This window comes from Lactobacillus melliventris, from assembly GCF_042679465.1.
In the GTDB taxonomy this organism is placed as follows: domain Bacteria; phylum Bacillota; class Bacilli; order Lactobacillales; family Lactobacillaceae; genus Lactobacillus; species Lactobacillus melliventris.
The window spans coordinates 1-17,538 of the sequence record NZ_JBHTMT010000008.1 but is presented as its reverse complement, the minus strand read 5'-3'; the positions used below and the strand labels follow the sequence as shown (position 1 = coordinate 17,538).

Sequence of the window (17,538 nt, the reverse complement as noted above, 5' to 3'; positions counted from 1 at the left end):
TATGAGTTCGCTAGATAAGACAATGCATTTTGACTTTAACGAAAATAAAGGCAAAAATGTTCATGATACTCTGCAAGACGTTTATAATGCTCTGGAAGAGAAGGGTTATAATCCAGTTAACCAGATTGTCGGCTACTTATTGTCTGGCGATCCGGCTTATATTCCACGGCATAATGATGCTCGTAATTTAATTTTGAAGCATGAACGTGACGAAATTATTGAAGAGCTTGTCAAAAATTATCTTGGAAAAGATAAATAATGCGACTAGTTGGTTTAGATGTTGGATCAAAGACAGTAGGCGTTGCTGTTAGTGATGAATTAGGAATAACTGCGCAGATGGTTGAAACCATCCCCATCGATGAAACGCGTTATAATTTTGGTATGCGTGCAATTAAAAAAATTGTCCGCCAATATGAACCAGAGGCCTTTGTGCTGGGTCTGCCTAAAAACATGGATGGCTCTTCAGGTGCTTCAGTTAATCGCAGTAAAGCATATGGTGAAAGACTGGAGAAAAAGTTTGGTTTGCCAGTGCATTATTTAGATGAGAGACTAACGACAGTGGAATCTGAAAGAGTTTTAGTTGAAGAGGCAGGAATGTACGATCGCCATAAGCGCAAAGAAGTTATTGACCAAATGGCTGCTGTTTTGATTTTACAGAATTATTTGGATCTAAACCGAAAGGATTAATATGGCACAAGAAATTAACGGTGATGACCGTCAGATTACCCTGATTGATGATCAGGGTAATGAAGAATTATACGAAATTTTATTTACGTTTCATTCAGATGATTATGATAAATCATATGTTTTGCTCTATCCGGCAGCTGCTAGTGATGATGACGAAATTGAAGTCTTAGCATTCAGCTATGATTCAGATTCCGCAGGTGATGTTACCAGTAGTGATTTACACGAGATTGAAGCAGATGATGAGTGGAACATGGTCCAAGGAGTCTTAAATACATTTTTGGACGATGACCGATTAAGTGGTGAATAAGAAAGACTGGCTGGGCCAGCCTTTTTTATTAAAGATTAATAATTTAGAAAAATAATGAATGATAAAATATTAAAAACTTTAGAATTTGCCAAAATTACTGAACAATTACAACAAATGGCGATTACTACACCAGCTAAAATGAAAGCATTCAACTTACTGCCAAGTAATGATTTTGCTCAAGTTGAACTTAGTTTGAAGCAAACTCTTGCTGGTGCTGATATTTTGCGGGTTAAAGGGCAATTGCCATTGACTGATTTTGCTGATGTTACTGCAAGTACCAAGCGTTTGCGGATCAAGGCAAACTTAAACGCCAAGGAATTGGGTAATTTGTTATTAGTTTTGGCGCTTGCAAATGAAACAAATGAATTTTTTGGTGAAATTGATGAGGAAAAACTAGATTTAACCGCCATAGATTCTATTTTGGCACAATTAGATGTACCTCAAAGTTTGTATAACAAACTTAATCGTTCTCTAGATTTTGATGGAGAAGTTCTCGATACTGCTTCCAGCGAATTAGCCTATTTACGTCATGAAATCAAAAGCAATGATGCTGAAATTAAGCAGAGAATGGATGGCTATATTAAGGGTAGTAGCAGCAAGTATTTGTCAGAGCAGATTGTGACAATTCGTGATGAACGTTATGTTATTCCGGTCAAACAAGAATACCGCAATAAATTTGGCGGCGTTGTTCATGATCAAAGTGCCAGTGGACAAACGCTTTTTATTGAACCTAGTGCAGTTTTAAATCTCAATAATCGTCAGCAAAACCTTCTGGCACAAGAAAGAAGAGAAATCAGTCATATTCTGCGTAACTTGTCTGATCTAGTGCGACCGGAAGCTGATAGCATTGATACGATTGCTGGTGCTTTAGTTAAACTCGATTTTATTCAGGCAAAAGCGAAATTAGCTCATACTATGAAAGCAACTGAGCCTAAGTTAACTCATGATCAGTCACTTGTATTTTTACAAGCACGGCATCCTTTAATTAATCCTGAAACAGTTATTGCCAATGATATCCGTCTGGGTGAAGATTACGATACTATGTTGATTACTGGTCCAAATACTGGTGGAAAGACGATTACATTAAAAACAGTGGGTATTTTACAGTTAATGGCACAATCAGGCCTGTTTATTCCTGCTGCAGAAGGAAGCAAAGCCGGTGTTTTTAAAGACATCTGCGCAGATATTGGGGATGAACAATCTATTGAGCAATCACTCAGTACCTTTTCTTCACATATTAATGGCATTGTCAAAATAATGAAAAAGGTCGATGCCAAGACACTGGTTTTGATTGATGAAATTGGTGCGGGAACGGACCCAGAAGAAGGCGCTAGTCTGGCAATCAGTATTTTGGACTTTTTACGGCAAAAGAAAGCTAAAATTATCGTTACTACCCATTACCCAGAACTGAAACTATATGGCTATAATCGTGAAAGAACAACTAATGCATCAATGGAGTTCGATCTAAAGACCTTGTCGCCCACATACCGTTTACAAATTGGTATTCCTGGTCACAGTAACGCATTTGCAATTGCGCGCAGATTAGGGATGCGCGAAGACGTGGTTAAAAAAGCACAGGGGCTAATGAGTGATGAAAACGTTGATATTAACCAAATGATTACTGAGTTAACGAAGCAAACTAAGGCTGCTTCAGATGCCCGCAGTCATTTAACTACCAGTCTTGATCGTGCTAAAAAGTTGGAAAAGAAATTGCAGCAAGCACTCGATTGGTACAATCAACGTGTGCAAAAGCAGCTGGAATTTGCTCAGGAAAGAGCTAATGATGTAGTTACCAAAAGCCGTAAAAAAGCTGATAAAATTATCGCACAACTTGAGCAGCAAAAAGGTAATATTAAACAAAACGAAATTATTGCCGCCAAGGGTGAATTTAATCAGCTTGAACGACAAAACGAAAATCTGGCTCATAATCGTGTTCTGCAACGCGAAAAAAGAAGACACCATGTTAATGTAGGCGATCAGGTAAAAGTACTGTCTTATGGGCAAACTGGTACGATTACCAAAAAGTTGTCTGAACATGAATATGAGGTCCAGATGGGTATTATTAAAGTTAAAGTCAGTGATCGCGACATTGAAAAAAGCACTCAGCATGAAAAGCCGCAAACTCATTCGAAAGTGCGTGCAGTTAGTGCAAACAGGCGTAGCAATGCTAAAAGTGAGCTCGATTTGCGCGGTCAGCGTTATGATGAAGCAATGACTAATTTAGATCGCTATATTGACTCGGTGCTGTTAGCTGGTTTAGATGTTGTTACCATTATTCACGGCATAGGTACTGGTGCTATTAGAAAAGGCGTTTGGCAATATTTACGGACGAATAAGCATGTGAAAAGTTATAATTACGCCCCTACAAACGAGGGCGGAAATGGTGCAACCATTGTGCATTTGCAATAATTTACTTTACTTGTAAAAAGTAAGTCTGGTTGCTATAATGAAAATATCAATAGAATAATGTTTTTCTCTAAAGGAGGTTTTTTCAATGGTTGATGAACTTACAGATCAAAACTTTGAAGAAGAAACAAAAGATGGCGTCGTGTTAACGGACTTTTGGGCAACCTGGTGTGGCCCGTGTAAAATGCAATCTCCGGTAGTTGATGAATTGGCTGAGGAGAGACAAGACGTTAAATTTACCAAAATGGATGTTGATCAAAACAAGGAAGTACCAAGCTCTTTGGGAGTTATGGCTATTCCGACTTTGCTAATCAAGAAAAACGGTGAAATTGTAGATCGCATTACAGGTTACACACCTAAAGCAAAATTGAGTCAAATTTTGGATCAATATACCAATTAAAAAATTCCTGCAACTGCAGGAATTTTTTTAATTGCTTTTTTCTTTTAATAGATCGCGAATTTCTTTCAAGTAATCTTCAGCGGTTGGGCCAGCTGGTTGTTGCTGGTCGTTATGTCTTATTACTTTATTGACAGCTTTAACTAGCAAAAAGACGATGAATGCAATAATCAAAAAGTTAATCACAGTATTGATAAATTCACCGTATTTAAAAGTAGCACCTCCGGCTTTAAATACCAGATTGGAAAGATCAATTCGTCCGATAAATAGACCCAAAAGGGGATTAATTAAATTGTTTACCAATGAATTAACAATGTTGGTAAAAGCTCCGCCGATGATTACACCAACAGCCAAATCGATAACGTTGCCCCGTTGAATAAATTCTTTAAATTCTCTAAGCATTTTGTTTCCTCCATTCTTACTTTAATAATATTGCAAAAATGGTAAAAAACTAAATTATTTGTTTCAAAGTGCTTAATCAAATTTGGCGATTAATTTTACTATTTTTTTATGTTCATCAACCTTAATTTCGCATTCAGTAGTGCGACCAGTTTCTTTTTCAACTGCTTCTGCAATTATTCCTGCTTCAAGGGAAAATTCCTGATTACCACTGCTAATCCGATCGGCTACATTTTGTCCGGTTAATTTGAAAATTTTTTCACTATGATGGGCTCTTGCTTTTTCAATATTGCCAAATTCAGTAGTTGCAAAAAAGCTGGCTACATCTTCAAAGGACGCTAAGTCATATTTACGGGCTATGCGCTTGCCACCCCAATATAGAATTACATCATTGTCTTTGCCTAAGATCGTTGGCAGTAAAAAGTCCCGATAAAGCTGATTTACAAAATAAACATGTTCATGTTGCTGGTTATTGTCTTGCATAAAGAAATTCATCCCTTTTATTTTCTTTTATTTTACCGTAAAATTGACTGAAGTATAAATTATTTAGGGAGTCTTTTAATATGGATAATCGACCAATTGGCTTATTAGATTCAGGAGTTGGCGGCTTAACGGTAGTCAAAAAAATAATTGCTAAAATGCCTCATGAATCAACTGTTTTCATTGGTGACAATGCTCATGTTCCCTATGGTGATAAGTCTAAAGCGGAAATTATTGCGCTAACAAAGCAAAGTGTTAATTTTTTATTAAGTAAAAACGTTAAACTAATTGTCTTTGCCTGCAATACTGCCACGGCAGTAGCTATGAATGCTATTCAAAAAGAGATTGAGCCGCAAATTATCGGCGTAATTCAATCGGGCGCTCTAGCGGCAGCGCAAGCTACTAAAAACAAAAACGTGGCAGTTGTGGCGACAAAAATGACTGTTAGTTTAAATGCATACCAAAAGGAGATTCAAAAGCGTGATTCCCAAATAGTTGTGCATGAAATAGCAGCCCCCCAGATTGTACCCCTAATTGAAGCTGATGCAGGTCATCAGGCGTATGTCTCTGCACTGCAAGAACTTTTGCTGCCAATCAACAAGCTGGACATAGATACTCTCGTTTTGGGATGTACGCACTATCCTATTATTCGCAGTGAGTTTGCGCAATGTTTAAAACCTAATGTTCAAATTATTGATCCAGCTGACCAGGTAGCGCAATACACGTATAATGTAATGAAACGTGACGGCCTTTTTGGCAGTAATTCTAATGATGGTGCGCACGAGTATTACACAACGGGGGACGTCAGAATGTTTAACGAATTGGGGAAAATAGTATTAGACGAGCAATACGTTAGTGCAAAACACCTTTAAGAAGAAAGGAAAAAAATGGAAGTTTTATTTGCAACAACTAATCAGGGCAAAGTGAAAGAATTAAGCGCAGCTTTTAAAAAAGCTGCGCTTAACCTCACAGTTAAGACTAATGCCGATTTAGATAGGCCGCCAATTGTTGATGAGTACGGTACAACATTTGAGCAAAATGCTAAGCTAAAGGCACATGAATTAGCTGACTATAGTCAGCTGCTGACGATAGCGGATGACTCTGGCTTAATGGTTGATGCACTTGATGGTGCTCCTGGAGTTCACTCGGCGCGTTTTGCCGGTCCTGAGCATAATGATCAGAAGAATAATGCTAAATTACTGGCCGAGCTTGGTGGTGTGCCGTTAGCAAAAAGAACAGCTAGATTTAATACTACAATTGTAGTATCAATGCCAGGTCATTTTGAAAAAGATTTGGTTGTCTCAGGTCAATGTGAAGGCCTAATTTTACCAGCGCCTGAAGGTGAAGACGGCTTTGGCTATGATCCGCTTTTTTATGTACCGGAAAAGCAGAAAACTTTTGCCGAAATGACAACTGCAGAAAAAAATAGTCTTTCTCACCGAGGAAAAGCACTCGACAAATTATTAAAGTGTTTACCAAACTGGCTCGCTCAGTTTGAATAAATATCTAAAAAACTGATAAATATTATTTTTAATACTTTTTACTGGAAAAGTGTTAAAGACATTTATCAGTTTTTATTTTATTCTGCTAAAAGAACTTGGTTGCTTTGCAGGACGTTTAAATACTGCGTTAAGTATTTATCCTGCACTTCTTTTTCATAACCGGGTTTAACTTGAAAATGAACCACATAATTAACAGTTTGTGCTGTTTGCGTAGCGATGCCAATAATTTTAGGTTCCTGCACTAAAAAATTAATATCGGTACTCAATTTTTTGTTTACCTGTTCAATAAGACTATGAACTTTTGCAAAATCGTTATTAGCTTTTAGTTGGATTTCAATATCTAAGCCAATGCCACCGTGGGCTAAATTTTGTACGATTGAAATATTACGATTGGGGATGTAGATTAGAGAACCATCAGACCCTTTAAGTCTTGTAGTCCTTAATCCCAACTGAACCACTACTCCAGTTTGATTGTTGATTGAGACAATATCTCCTACGTCAAACTGGTCTTCACTTAAAATGAAGAAGCCGTTAACTAAATCGCTGACAAAGCCTTGGGCTCCCATCCCTAAAGCCAGAGAAAAGATACCAGCACTCGCAAGTAGCGTACCAATTGGAATACCTAGGATAGATAAAACAGCAAACAAGTAGAAAAAAATCACAGTGTATTCAAAGATACTGTTAATTAATGCAGTAACTGTTTGAGTTCTCTTATTTTGTTTTCTTTTACTATGCTCTAAATAATGTTTAATTATTTTTTTACCAACATGGTCGATCAGGTAAAAAACTAAAGCTGAAACTAGGAGCTGCCAAATAATTGTCAGAACTTGTTCTCCCAGCCTGTCCCAGTTAAACTTGAGCACGTTTTTATTGATTTGAAATATTTTATCCATAATAATTACCTTTCGTATATGCATATTAACTATAACAAAATATTACATATAGATTGAGATTGAAGCATTTTCATGCTAGACTTTTTTTAGGTATAGAATTGGAGGTAAAAGATGAAATTTTCTTATGGTGCATTAGCAGGTTTAATAGCCGCCATTGCATTATTAATTTTAGTACTTTTCACAATTCCAGTGCTTATACGTGCCGCAAAAGCGACTAGAGAAGCAGAAAAAACGATCCAGAGTGCTAACGAGTCAATTCAACAGGTCACTGGGGATGTAAATGATTTACTTCATCAAACCAGTGATTTGCTTGATAAAACTAATGTCTTGCTAGCAGATGTTAATGTTAAAATGAAAACTATTGATCCTGTTGTGCAAGCAGCAGCTGATTTAGGCGAAAGCGTTTCGGATGTCAACACATCTACCAGAAATATGGCAAAGCGTTTCAATAATTTTCATTGGAAACGTAACGGGTTGATGTCTTCTGCTTTAGCATCAGTGTTTGCACGGCATAAGCGGCGTAAAGGTGAAGATTAGTAAAAGGAGTTACTTTTATGAAAAATTTTGCAAATTTTGTTTTAGGTACTATTGTCGGAAGTGCTGTAGGGTTCCTAGCTGGTTCCTTATTAGTCAGTGATGAACAAATTGACGAACTGAAGAAAAAAGTTAAGAACAATGAAACTGTTCAAGACTTAAAGAAAAAGTATGATAACGGTACTGAAATTGTAAAGAATCAACTGGCCTCATTCCCCAAGAATGTAGAAGATGATTCTGAACTGAAAGATTTTGATGATATCGTTATTGATAGTTCAAAAGATACTGATGTACAGCAAAAAGATCATGCTGCAGATGTAGCTGATGACTTGCACCATGCAGAGGGTCCAGATGATTTTAATCACTCGGAACCCTCAGACCCAAAGCCTGAAGGCCCTGCAGATGCACCTGCTGATCCATATTCTAGACCATAAACACGATTTTAGTAAAATGGCACTGACAGAAAATAAAATCTGTCAGTGCCATTTTTATGCAATAAATAAAGTGAGTTTATTTAAAGAGGTAAAACTTTTAGTTCCTTACTTGTATGAGTAAATGGTTCATAGCCGTTTTTAGTTACAACACCACAATCTTCGATTCTGACCCCCGCTACGTTAGGAATATAGATACCAGGTTCAATTGAAAAACACATACCCTCTTCAATGATCAAATCGTTGCCTTGAACAATTGAAGGGTATTCGTGTACTTCTTTACCAATGCCGTGACCCAAACGGTGAATAAAATATTCACCATAGCCCGCTTTAGTAATAATATCACGAGCAACACTATCTAATTCAGAAGCTGTCATTCCCGGTCTCACTGCGTCAATTGCAGCTTGTTGAGCTTCGCGATCAATTTCGTAAATTTCTTTTTCTTTGGCTGTTGGTTCGCCATAAGCAACTGTTCTGCTGGAATCAGAAGCGTAACCGTTGTGCATAGTACCAAGATCAAATAACACCAATTCATTTGGCTTGACTTTATTCATAGTAGGACCTAAATGAGGATTAGCGGCGTTGGCCCCAGCTTGTACAATGGTTTCAAAACTTTCATGCATTACGCCTTTTTGTACCTTTAGCTGATATTCAATCTGACCAGCAATATACCTTTCAGTAACACCTTCCTTAATGGCGTCAAAACCAATTTGAAAAGCAAAGTCTGCCTCACGGCCAGCGGCTTGCAATTGCTTAATTTCCTCCGGTGTTTTATATAGGCGGATTTTTGCAACAAAATTAGAAACATCACCGTCAAAATTAGCATCTGGAAATTGCTCATGGATGAGTTGATAATGGGAAACAGAGAGGTTATTTTTTTCTAACGCCCATTTTTGGTATTCTTTGGTTCTGCTTTTCACTTTGTCAGCAATAATTGCCCAGGGATCTTCTGAGTCAAGATAACCATATACATCACCGTTCCAAGCTGAATTTTTAGCTTCTTCAACATTTAAAGCTGGAACAAAGACGAACGGATCTTGATCTTTAAATGCTAAAAGGGCAAAGATTCGTTCATGTGGCTCCATGTCATATCCTGTAAAGTAAGCAATTGTCGTTGGATTAGAAATGTAGGCAACATCGCAATTGGTACTTTGCAGCCATTCTTGTAATTTAGTTAAGTTCATAGCTTCTTCCTTCCATCTTGATTTTATGATTAAAATCAGTATATCATGTTCTAGACCTGAAAAAATGAAAGAATAGTTGTAAACGTTTGCAATTTATGGGAAAGAATGATAAATTTTATTCTAGTAATTTTAAGATGGGGGAACCAAAATGCGAAAACAGGATATTACAATTTATGATGTTGCTCGTGAGGCTAAAGTTTCAATGGCTACTGTCTCACGAGTTGTTAACGGCAATACAAATGTGCGTAAAGACACTCGCGAACGGGTTATGAAGGTAATCAACCGGTTGCATTACCAGCCAAATGCGGTAGCACAAGGATTGGCATCTAAAAGAACCACCACTGTTGGTTTAATCGTGCCGGATTTAACTAATCTTTATTTTGCGGAATTGTCAAAAGGAATTGATGATATTGCGCTTTTATATAAGTACAACATTATTATCACCAGTATTGAAAACCGCTTAATGAGGGAAGATCAGGCAATTCAGGGATTGCTTAATAAGCAGGTCGATGGTGTGATTTACATGTCAGACAATTTGCCAGAAGAAGCGGTTGAGGCCTTTAAACGGACTGATACGCCAGTAGTTTTAGCTGGTACTAAAGATAGTCACAGTGAATTTCCATCAGTTGCCATTGATTATCAAAAGGCCGATACAGAAGCTTTAAACCTTCTGTATAATGATGGCAGGAGAAATTTAGCCTTAGTCTTAGGCAATCCAGACACTGTGGTTAGCGCTGAAAATAGAATTCCGGCTTACAAAAAATTTATGGCTGATCATGGTTTAGGGGAAGGTCATATCTATACTAAGATTAAAGACCATTCTGATGGCTATAATTTATTATCCCAACTGGAGCAGGACGGTATTGATGGCGTGATTGTCAGTCGTGATGTCACTGCAGTGGGAATTTTGAATTCTGCTATTGATGCTGGTAAAAAAGTGCCGGAAGATTTAGAAATAATTACAGCCAGCGCAACTCAAATTGCTTCAGTTGTGCGCCCAGCGTTAACAGCCATTCGTCAGCCGCTTTATGATATTGGAGCGGTGGCAATGAGAATGTTGACTAAATTGATGAATAATGAAGAAGTGCCAGAGAAGCAAATTGAGCTTTCTTATGAGATATTGAAAAAGCAAAGTACTACAAATGAATAATATTATTCACACAAAAAGTGTTGCAGTTAATTATGCAGCACTTTTTTAGTAGTTATTTTTTTAATTTGCTTGATCTTCTGCCACGTGTTTAACGTCTTTGCTGGTTGCAGCTGTAAATAAGGAGTTAAAGCAATATTTGAATAACGGCTCATTCGCGGCAAGCGGCGATAATTTTGCCAATTTGCGTCGTCAAAGAAACCATAGAAAAGAATATCACGTGCTTTGATCCAACCTTGTGATGTAAATAGCCATAAACTCTTAGGACTACCATTAAAATTCTGGATTTTAAAAAGAGTATTTGCCGGTAGCAATTTTTTTGTTTTGGCTTGATTATCAGGGTAACGATAAATTCGAACATCTTTTTGCGGTTTAGCAATAATTTGCTTACTTTGATAAGGTGCAATATCTGCTGGTCTTAAGTCCATGTTGACAAACTCAGCTGAGATAAATGTTTGATTTGCAATCTGATAATAAAGTTGATTATGCGCCCTGACACCATACATTACTTCAAATTTTTGTCCCGGATAAACATATTTATTTTGCATTTTCTGTACATAAGGGTTCATCATTGTCTTGGCTTTCTTTTTACCAAAATAGCTGCCTTTGCGGTGGATAGCATACTTTTTGGTGCCTTCCTTAGCCAGCTTGTACTTAAATCCGGTGCTGGGAAAATTGGTTACCACGCCATCGACATTTTTATTAATTAGCCATTGCCATAGATCGGGCGATTCGTCCATTTCTGTCCACACAAAAACCTGTTTATTTAACTGGTGTAACCAATGTATCAGCCAGGAATGATTTAAAATTAGGTCGGAGGAAACATTAACAGCATTGACTTGCGGTAAATTACTAAAATTCATTCGTTTAAGACTGCCGACAATTAGAATTAAGTAGGCATTGGGCATAATTTTGCGAAAATGAAACAAACTGGCAGCAGAAAATGAATGAATCATTATTCTTTTTTCCATATGATATTTCTTTACAGTGGCGGCAATCTGATCTTCTAATTCATAAGAGGGATCAAGTCCATGATCAATTTTAGTTTCAAGAATAAATTTGGTATTAGGCTTTTTTTGATAATATTCAAATAGCTCTGGTAAGCTCAGCACATGTTCACCATTGTCATAGGTCAATTGGCTAAGTGCCTGCCAATAATTTTGTGATACAATTGCATGTGTATGGGTCACTCGAAATAGGTCATCATCATGTGATACAACTAGTTCACCGTCTGCAGAAAGGCGCAGGTCAAGTTCAACGTAGTCTGCACCTGAATTAAAGGCAGAGTTGTCACTTTGAATAGTTTCTTCAGGATATTTGCTGGGGTCTCCGCGATGGCCGACCACAGTGAAACCACTAGTTGTGATAAATATGATGCTAAAAATGAGAGCCTTAAACAGTTGGCTTTGATATTTCATGTGTACACCTCTGTTGTTAATTACAATAGCATGGTTGCACATTTTTTGCTATATGTCACAGATTTAATTTATACGGGGAATATTGATGAATAAGCAACAATATGAAGAATTAGATTTAATTGAAGAAATTGTGCGCAATGACGGCAGCAAGTATTTTGAAATTTCTAATATTGATCAGAATGGTATAGCAGAACTTGCAGCTGACAGAGGAAAAATTAAGAGTGTTCGTATTTTACAATTAAATATTCCACGTACTAAAGCACTTGTTACTTATGAAGAATATATCAATCAGAACTATAAGCTTGAGACTTTGACAAACGAAGATGATTGGAAAAATCCGGATTGGGTAGAATGGCAAAAGCCTAAGGGAAAAGTTCTAGACGCCTATAACATGGTTTTAAAGTCGAATCAAATTGGATAGAGAGCAAGGATAATGGAAAAAATTCGCATTTTACATACTAATGACTTACACTCACATTTCGAACATTTTCCCAAAATTGGCCGGTATTTGCGGGAAGCTCAAAAAGATCAAACTGTCGATCAGGTGTTTACTTTTGATGCTGGAGACTTCATGGACCGCTCACATCCTTTGACTGATGCAACTTATGGCCAGGCTAATATTCAATTAATGAATTCTTTTCATTACGACGCAATTACTATTGGTAACAATGAAGGTATTTCCAATTCCCACGCTGTAGTAGAAAGACTATTTGATCATGCCGATTTTCCCGTTATTTTAGCCAATTTGCGTGAAGAAGATGAATCTCTGCCTCACTGGGCAGTTCAGGATAAAATCGTAACTACAAAAAAGGGAACACGCATCGGTCTCATCGGTCTGACTGCCGCATACCCACTTTCATATGAACCTAATCACTGGCACGTCAAAATGCTGAAAGAAACAATGGATAAGGTTTTGCCACAAATAAAAGGCCACTATGACGTGTTAATTTTAATAACTCATATTGGCTTAGATATGGATACCTTTTTAGCCAAAAATTATCCAGAAATTGATTTGATTGTGGGAGGCCATAGCCACGACTTGCTTCCCCATGGTAAAGAAGTTAAGGGTGTCTGGATTACTCAAACCGGTAAATGGGGCAACTATGTAGGCAATACGTATATGGAAATTGATGACAATCACCATGTACTCAAGATTACGCCGCACGTTGAACCAACCAGTTTGATGAAGTCTCATTCAGCTGATGAAGACACTATTTTAGGATACAGGCAAAAGGGCAAAGAAATTTTGAGTCGAGAACTTGTTGCTGATTTGCCCGAAAAATATGATGGTGACCGTGAAGCTGCAATCCAAGTTTCAATGAATGCAATTGCTCATTTTGCAGGAACCGATTTGGCAATGCTCAGCTCGGGTCTTTTCTTAACCCCTTTTAAAAAAGGCATTATCACTAAATATGATTTGCAAAAGTCTTTACCGCATTCAATGCATGTAGTGCGTTCTACTTTAAGAGGCAGTGATCTATGGCGCCTAATTATGGAAATTGAAAAAAACCGGCATTTTTTAGATCAATTCCCTTTGCAGGGAATGAGTTTTCGGGGGAAAATATTTGGTCAAATGCATTATAAGGGCATAAAATTTGACCCTATGAGTAGAGTAGTCTTCGTCAACGGCAAAGAAGTTGATCCATACCAGGAATATCAAATTGCTGTTTTGGATCATTATGTTTTGGTGCCGTTTTTTCCAACTCTGGCAATCGTGGGCGACAATGACTTTTTGTTTCCACAATTCTTGCGTGAGGTGATTGGAGACTATTTGGCACAAAAATACCCTATAACTGGAAGTGAAAATAATAGTGAAAAAAATAAACAGTAATCAACTACAAGAAAATAAATTTGACCAGGAGCAGCCTCTGCGCCATCCCCTGGCAGCAGTGGCTTTGGATAATGAGCAGTTAAAAATTAACAAACAATTGTACCAGGTAATAGTTAATAAGGATGATGCTCTGGATCTTGAACTTTTGCGGCAAAAATACGACCCATATCTTGATCAATATGATTTTATTGTAGGAGACTTGTCCAGTGATCATCTGCGTTTAAAAGGTTTCTACCAGGATAATGCTCAGGCTGCAATCGATCGTAAAAAACAAACAATTGCGGATTATTTACTTGAATATTGCAATCCCGGTAGTCCGTATTTTATCTTGCAGTTGTTAAGTCCAGTACATCATTATCATAATAATAAAAGAAAAAGGCGACTAAATTCGTTTAAAAATCGGGGACAAAATATACACAGAAAGAAGCTTTACAAATCGTTTAAGAGTTACCATGTTCGCCAACCTAAGATAAAGAAGCCCGAAACAGTGGCAATAAAAAAAGAGCGTGCGAATAACCATTCTTTTGTAATCAAAAAAAGGAAGGGCAGCAAATAAGTGAAAGATTACCGTTTGTTTTTAATTGATCTTGATGGCACCATTTATCGGGGCAAGGAAACTATTGCTGCAGGTGTTCGTTTTGTTAAGCGCCTTGAACAGGCACATAAAAGCTATATTTTTTTGACTAATAATACTACTCGTACGCCACAAATGGTGGTGGATAAGCTTAAAACGCATGGCATTAAAACCGATGTTGCGCACATTTATACTCCTTGCATGGCAACGGTAAGTTATATTTTAAGCCGTGAAAAGAAGCGGCAAAGTAAAATCGGTATTTATATAATAGGTCAAATTGGTTTATGGCGTGAATTTTTGCAAAATTCTGCTTTTGAAGTCACTGATTTTAATCCTGAATACGTGATTGTGGGGATGGATACGGACTTGACTTATCATAAAATTCAAGTGGCTGCTACTGCAATTAGGAACGGTGCTACTTTTATTGGGACTAACGCAGATTTAAATTTACCTAGTGAAAAAGGTTTATTGCCCGGTAATGGTTCTCAGTGTGCGATGATTGCGGCTTCTAGTGGCCATAAGCCATTTTTTATCGGCAAGCCTTCTTCCGTGATTATTGATATGCTGTTAGCTAAACTACAGTTTTCTAAAGAAGATGCACTTTTAGTAGGTGATAACTACGATACTGATATCAAGGCGGGTTTTAACAGTCATGTTGACCAATTGCTGGTAACGACGGGTATTACAAAATTGGCTGACATTGAAGGCAAAAGGCAGCCGACAATTTTAGTTGATAGTTTGGATCAGGTTAAATTATGAGCAAAAGAAATAATATATTAACTATTATTTATCATTTTATTTTTGCTATTTCTACTAGTGTGGTGACAGCTCTTGTTGCAAGTTGGCCACTGTTATTCGTATTTGTATTAGTGCAAAAAACAAATAAAACAGTCAATTTATCGATTGAACAAGTGATGAATAGTTATAATCAGTTGTTGTGGTACCTCATTTGGCCATTTAAGCGTAAGCTGCACATGCGTGATTTTCATACGTCTGCAATGGCTGCCAGGCATTTTGCTGATGTCAAAAAATTATTTGTTTTGGCGATCGTTGCCTTCTTGTGCTGTTTAATCATATATTTTTGGTGTAAAAGACAAAATCAAAAATTTTTGCGCTTAAATAAGGTTTGGGCGTTATTATTTTTGCTATTGCCGATTGCCGTTTTACCGTTTGCTTTGGCAAATTTTGATAACTTTTTTATTACATTTCATCATTTGTTTTTTGCTGGCAGCAATACTTGGCTGTTTGATCCCGCTACAGATCCGATTATTAATGTGCTCACAGAAGGCTTTTTTGCTTCTTGTTTTGCGATTGCCGGTATCGTCTATGAATTGTATTTTGCAGATAAATTATTACAAAAATAAAAAGGAGTCCTTAATGGATCTCCTTTTTGTTTTTAATCCGCTTTTTTAACGATACTATAAGAAGCGGCAGAACCGAGATTATAATTATTGCAAGTATTAACATTGAGAAATGATTTTTGACAAAAGGGATGTTGCCAAAGAAGGCACCAAGTATTGTGAATAAACCACTCCAAAATATTCCGCCAACTACGTTATATAAGGCAAACTTGCCATAATGCATGTTACTCCCACCCGAAATGAACGGGACAAAAGTTCTGATGAAAGGGATAAATCTGCCAATAACAATAGTGATTGGTCCATGCCGCTCAAAAAAGTTTTCAGCAGCCGTCCGATTTTTTTGATTGATTAAGCTATTAAACCAGGTATGCTTGGAACCTTGTCTGACTGACCAGGCGCCTATTTCATAATTACAGGCATCGCCTAGTATTGCTGCCAGCAGCACTGCAAAATAAATCCACCAGATATTTAACTTGTATGCAGGATTAACTGCTAAAGAACTGGCAGCAAAAATTAATGAATCACCTGGTAAAAAGGGAAATATAACTAATCCAGTTTCGATAAAAATAATGGCAAAGATAATCAAATACGTCCAATTGCCAAACTGATTGACTATTTCAATCAGATGGTGATCGATATGCAAGATAAAATTGATTACTGTCATAAACATCTCCTAAATGCTGGTTGAATGTATTGTTAAGGTCTTTTCAGGGAAAAGCTTACGCATAATTGTAGTAATTGCAATTTGTGCTTCTCCAAAGCCCAGTCCAATAAGTGGGACTCGGCCAGAATAAGTAGTGACATCGCCTATTGCATAAATACCAGGTATATTGGTTTCCATAGAGCGAGAAACTTCTATTTGGTTATTAACTAAATTAACACCCCATTTTTTTACAAATTGATTATTAGCTCGAAAGCCGTAGCCAACGATTATTTGATCAAATTGCTCGTCAGTAATAGCGTTACTTCCAATTTTTTTCAAGCTAATATTAAGTTGATTATCTCTAATTTCAATTGATTTAGGAAGATAAGGGGTCTTTATTTCAACATTTTTTAAACTTTTTAGTTTGGTGACACTTGATTCGAGACCGCGAAATTCATTTCTTCTATGAACTAGTTTGATTTTGGCAGCCGATTGACTTGCTAATTCAATTGCCCAGTCAAGAGCTGAATCGCCACCACCGAAGACACCTACTTTTTGATGAGCAAACTCCTGGGGATCTTTAACATAATAGTGAATCCTTTTTTCAATTTCCTCATTCGTTTTTAGTGGAAATTTTTTAGGACTGAAAAACCCAGTCCCAGTGGCAATAATGACGCTTCTAACAGAATAGTCGTCATCGATAACAAATTCATTGTTACTTTGCTCAATGGCTCTAACTGGATGATTTAAAACAAATGTTGTATGTTGTCTGGCATCATTTTGTAATTTGGTAATTAATTCATGAGCTAAAATAGAACTGTAAGCTGGTATATCCAAAATTTCTTTAAAAGGATAAAGTAGTTTTGGTTGCCCGCCAACCTCAGCTAGTGAATCAAAAATTATTGTATTTAGACCATGAAGATGAGCAAAATTGGCACAGAATAACCCTACGGGTCCCGCTCCTATAATTGCTAAATCAAATTTTTTTATTTTGAAAACTCCCCTCTAAACGTTGATATGACAACTTTATCATGAATAAAGAAGATAGTCACTTGAATAATTTGCAAAAAAGACTTGCAAAAAAGAAAAATACTTGCTAGTATTAATAACTGTCGTCGGGCAATGAGCCGCAAGGCAAGAGCACGAAGACAGCGTTAAAAAACCAAGCATAAGCAGTTGACAAAAGACAATTGTTTTAGTAAGATAATAAACGCTGTCCGGTAAGACGGCAAAATAAGTCAGAAAAAAGTGCTTGACAAAAGCAACTGAATCTGGCAAAATAAAAAAGCTGCTTTAGCAGCAGGTAGTACCTTGAAAACTGAACAATGTTTTCGCAAAAATGTG

Annotated in this window: 22 protein-coding genes; 15 read left to right on the top strand and 7 right to left on the bottom strand. The window is 37.1% G+C overall.

Annotated features, from left to right (window positions below; translation table 11 throughout):
• The first annotated feature begins 1 nt into the window (after position 1).
• The 5 genes from ACFQ32_RS08725 to trxA all read left to right on the top strand — a co-directional run bounded on the left by ACFQ32_RS08725 (position 2) and on the right by trxA (position 3,800).
• Positions 2 to 259 carry an IreB family regulatory phosphoprotein gene (locus tag ACFQ32_RS08725; RefSeq protein WP_038521496.1) on the top strand — a complete coding sequence of 86 codons (258 nt, stop codon included), beginning with the start codon at positions 2 to 4 and terminating at the stop codon, positions 257 to 259.
• Entirely contained in the window at positions 259 to 687 is a 429-nt protein-coding gene (gene ruvX, locus ACFQ32_RS08720) for a Holliday junction resolvase RuvX (protein ID WP_046324449.1), read from the top strand. The genes ACFQ32_RS08725 and ruvX overlap by 1 nt, the downstream gene beginning before the upstream one ends.
• 1 nt (position 688) lies before the next feature.
• Complete coding sequence (locus ACFQ32_RS08715; protein WP_046324450.1) at positions 689 to 994, top strand: DUF1292 domain-containing protein; 306 nt, start codon at positions 689 to 691, stop codon at positions 992 to 994.
• A gap of 54 nt (positions 995 to 1,048) precedes the next feature.
• Positions 1,049 to 3,403 (top strand): endonuclease MutS2, encoded by a 2,355-nt coding sequence (locus tag ACFQ32_RS08710; RefSeq protein WP_046324451.1) that lies wholly within the window; start codon positions 1,049 to 1,051, stop codon positions 3,401 to 3,403.
• 85 nt (positions 3,404 to 3,488) lie between these two features.
• Complete coding sequence (gene trxA, locus ACFQ32_RS08705) at positions 3,489 to 3,800, top strand: thioredoxin (protein ID WP_046324452.1); 312 nt, start codon at positions 3,489 to 3,491, stop codon at positions 3,798 to 3,800.
• 27 nt (positions 3,801 to 3,827) lie between these two features.
• Here trxA and mscL read toward each other — a convergent pair whose 3' ends face one another.
• Together mscL and ACFQ32_RS08695 are read right to left on the bottom strand one after the other, a co-directional pair.
• Complete coding sequence (mscL, locus tag ACFQ32_RS08700) at positions 3,828 to 4,199, bottom strand: large-conductance mechanosensitive channel protein MscL (RefSeq protein WP_046324453.1); 372 nt, start codon at positions 4,197 to 4,199, stop codon at positions 3,828 to 3,830.
• 72 nt (positions 4,200 to 4,271) lie between these two features.
• On the bottom strand, positions 4,272 to 4,691 hold the full coding sequence (locus ACFQ32_RS08695; RefSeq protein WP_143444005.1) for a DUF2507 domain-containing protein: 420 nt from the start codon (positions 4,689 to 4,691) through the stop codon (positions 4,272 to 4,274).
• Positions 4,692 to 4,759: 68 nt separating this feature from the next.
• On the opposite strand from ACFQ32_RS08695, the gene murI reads away from it, so the two are divergent.
• Positions 4,760 to 5,548 (top strand): glutamate racemase, encoded by a 789-nt coding sequence (gene murI / locus ACFQ32_RS08690; RefSeq protein WP_046324454.1) that lies wholly within the window; start codon positions 4,760 to 4,762, stop codon positions 5,546 to 5,548.
• Positions 5,549 to 5,563: 15 nt separating this feature from the next.
• Positions 5,564 to 6,178, top strand: a complete 615-nt coding sequence (locus tag ACFQ32_RS08685) for an XTP/dITP diphosphatase (RefSeq protein ID WP_046324455.1) — start codon at positions 5,564 to 5,566, stop codon at positions 6,176 to 6,178.
• 77 nt (positions 6,179 to 6,255) lie between these two features.
• Here the strand turns inward: ACFQ32_RS08685 and ACFQ32_RS08680 are convergent, their stop codons facing one another.
• Positions 6,256 to 7,071, bottom strand: coding sequence for a mechanosensitive ion channel family protein (locus tag ACFQ32_RS08680; protein ID WP_046324456.1), 816 nt, complete (start codon positions 7,069 to 7,071; stop codon positions 6,256 to 6,258).
• A 111-nt stretch (positions 7,072 to 7,182) separates the two neighbouring features.
• Here ACFQ32_RS08680 and ACFQ32_RS08675 point away from each other — a divergent pair, with 111 nt between their 5' ends.
• Complete coding sequence (locus ACFQ32_RS08675) at positions 7,183 to 7,608, top strand: DUF948 domain-containing protein (protein ID WP_046324457.1); 426 nt, start codon at positions 7,183 to 7,185, stop codon at positions 7,606 to 7,608.
• Between the two features lie 17 nt (positions 7,609 to 7,625).
• Complete coding sequence (locus tag ACFQ32_RS08670) at positions 7,626 to 8,039, top strand: YtxH domain-containing protein (protein WP_046324458.1); 414 nt, start codon at positions 7,626 to 7,628, stop codon at positions 8,037 to 8,039.
• An 80-nt stretch (positions 8,040 to 8,119) separates the two neighbouring features.
• Here ACFQ32_RS08670 and ACFQ32_RS08665 read toward each other — a convergent pair whose 3' ends face one another.
• Positions 8,120 to 9,220, bottom strand: a complete 1,101-nt coding sequence (locus ACFQ32_RS08665) for an aminopeptidase P family protein (RefSeq protein ID WP_046324459.1) — start codon at positions 9,218 to 9,220, stop codon at positions 8,120 to 8,122.
• Positions 9,221 to 9,368: 148 nt separating this feature from the next.
• Here ACFQ32_RS08665 and ACFQ32_RS08660 point away from each other — a divergent pair, with 148 nt between their 5' ends.
• A complete protein-coding gene (locus ACFQ32_RS08660; protein WP_046324460.1) occupies positions 9,369 to 10,370 on the top strand; it encodes a substrate-binding domain-containing protein in 1,002 nt (333 codons plus the stop codon).
• A 26-nt stretch (positions 10,371 to 10,396) separates the two neighbouring features.
• Here ACFQ32_RS08660 and ACFQ32_RS08655 read toward each other — a convergent pair whose 3' ends face one another.
• On the bottom strand, positions 10,397 to 11,785 hold the full coding sequence (locus ACFQ32_RS08655; RefSeq protein ID WP_046324461.1) for a glycerophosphodiester phosphodiesterase: 1,389 nt from the start codon (positions 11,783 to 11,785) through the stop codon (positions 10,397 to 10,399).
• Between the two features lie 85 nt (positions 11,786 to 11,870).
• Between ACFQ32_RS08655 and ACFQ32_RS08650 the strand changes: the two genes are divergently transcribed.
• The 5 genes from ACFQ32_RS08650 to ACFQ32_RS08630 are packed head-to-tail and all read left to right on the top strand — an operon-like array spanning position 11,871 to position 15,554.
• A complete protein-coding gene (locus ACFQ32_RS08650) occupies positions 11,871 to 12,206 on the top strand; it encodes a hypothetical protein (protein ID WP_046324462.1) in 336 nt (111 codons plus the stop codon).
• 12 nt (positions 12,207 to 12,218) lie between these two features.
• Positions 12,219 to 13,616, top strand: a complete 1,398-nt coding sequence (locus ACFQ32_RS08645; RefSeq protein WP_046324463.1) for a bifunctional metallophosphatase/5'-nucleotidase — start codon at positions 12,219 to 12,221, stop codon at positions 13,614 to 13,616.
• Positions 13,594 to 14,172, top strand: a complete 579-nt coding sequence (locus ACFQ32_RS08640) for a YutD family protein (protein ID WP_110446688.1) — start codon at positions 13,594 to 13,596, stop codon at positions 14,170 to 14,172. The genes ACFQ32_RS08645 and ACFQ32_RS08640 overlap by 23 nt, the downstream gene beginning before the upstream one ends.
• Positions 14,173 to 14,949 (top strand): TIGR01457 family HAD-type hydrolase, encoded by a 777-nt coding sequence (locus tag ACFQ32_RS08635; protein ID WP_046324465.1) that lies wholly within the window; start codon positions 14,173 to 14,175, stop codon positions 14,947 to 14,949.
• Complete coding sequence (locus tag ACFQ32_RS08630) at positions 14,946 to 15,554, top strand: TIGR01906 family membrane protein (RefSeq protein ID WP_046324466.1); 609 nt, start codon at positions 14,946 to 14,948, stop codon at positions 15,552 to 15,554. The genes ACFQ32_RS08635 and ACFQ32_RS08630 overlap by 4 nt, the downstream gene beginning before the upstream one ends.
• A gap of 10 nt (positions 15,555 to 15,564) precedes the next feature.
• On the opposite strand, the gene ACFQ32_RS08625 is transcribed toward ACFQ32_RS08630, so the two are convergent.
• Positions 15,565 to 16,215, bottom strand: a complete 651-nt coding sequence (locus ACFQ32_RS08625; RefSeq protein WP_046324467.1) for a VTT domain-containing protein — start codon at positions 16,213 to 16,215, stop codon at positions 15,565 to 15,567.
• Positions 16,216 to 16,224: 9 nt separating this feature from the next.
• Entirely contained in the window at positions 16,225 to 17,184 is a 960-nt protein-coding gene (locus tag ACFQ32_RS08620; RefSeq protein ID WP_084619518.1) for an NAD(P)/FAD-dependent oxidoreductase, read from the bottom strand.
• Positions 17,185 to 17,538 lie beyond the last annotated feature (354 nt).

Coding starts and splice junctions, on each gene's coding strand:
- ACFQ32_RS08625 (WP_046324467.1), bottom strand. CDS start 16,215: ATGACAGTAATCAATTTTATCTTGCATATCGATCACCATCTGATTGAA.
- ACFQ32_RS08665 (WP_046324459.1), bottom strand. CDS start 9,220: ATGAACTTAACTAAATTACAAGAATGGCTGCAAAGTACCAATTGCGAT.
- ACFQ32_RS08695 (WP_143444005.1), bottom strand. CDS start 4,691: ATGAATTTCTTTATGCAAGACAATAACCAGCAACATGAACATGTTTAT.
- ACFQ32_RS08715 (WP_046324450.1), top strand. CDS start 689: ATGGCACAAGAAATTAACGGTGATGACCGTCAGATTACCCTGATTGAT.
- ACFQ32_RS08710 (WP_046324451.1), top strand. CDS start 1,049: ATGAATGATAAAATATTAAAAACTTTAGAATTTGCCAAAATTACTGAA.
- ruvX (WP_046324449.1), top strand. CDS start 259: ATGCGACTAGTTGGTTTAGATGTTGGATCAAAGACAGTAGGCGTTGCT.
- murI (WP_046324454.1), top strand. CDS start 4,760: ATGGATAATCGACCAATTGGCTTATTAGATTCAGGAGTTGGCGGCTTA.
- ACFQ32_RS08630 (WP_046324466.1), top strand. CDS start 14,946: ATGAGCAAAAGAAATAATATATTAACTATTATTTATCATTTTATTTTT.
- ACFQ32_RS08650 (WP_046324462.1), top strand. CDS start 11,871: ATGAATAAGCAACAATATGAAGAATTAGATTTAATTGAAGAAATTGTG.
- ACFQ32_RS08675 (WP_046324457.1), top strand. CDS start 7,183: ATGAAATTTTCTTATGGTGCATTAGCAGGTTTAATAGCCGCCATTGCA.
- ACFQ32_RS08685 (WP_046324455.1), top strand. CDS start 5,564: ATGGAAGTTTTATTTGCAACAACTAATCAGGGCAAAGTGAAAGAATTA.
- ACFQ32_RS08655 (WP_046324461.1), bottom strand. CDS start 11,785: ATGAAATATCAAAGCCAACTGTTTAAGGCTCTCATTTTTAGCATCATA.
- ACFQ32_RS08725 (WP_038521496.1), top strand. CDS start 2: ATGAGTTCGCTAGATAAGACAATGCATTTTGACTTTAACGAAAATAAA.
- mscL (WP_046324453.1), bottom strand. CDS start 4,199: ATGCTTAGAGAATTTAAAGAATTTATTCAACGGGGCAACGTTATCGAT.
- trxA (WP_046324452.1), top strand. CDS start 3,489: ATGGTTGATGAACTTACAGATCAAAACTTTGAAGAAGAAACAAAAGAT.
- ACFQ32_RS08645 (WP_046324463.1), top strand. CDS start 12,219: ATGGAAAAAATTCGCATTTTACATACTAATGACTTACACTCACATTTC.
- ACFQ32_RS08670 (WP_046324458.1), top strand. CDS start 7,626: ATGAAAAATTTTGCAAATTTTGTTTTAGGTACTATTGTCGGAAGTGCT.
- ACFQ32_RS08680 (WP_046324456.1), bottom strand. CDS start 7,071: ATGGATAAAATATTTCAAATCAATAAAAACGTGCTCAAGTTTAACTGG.
- ACFQ32_RS08660 (WP_046324460.1), top strand. CDS start 9,369: ATGCGAAAACAGGATATTACAATTTATGATGTTGCTCGTGAGGCTAAA.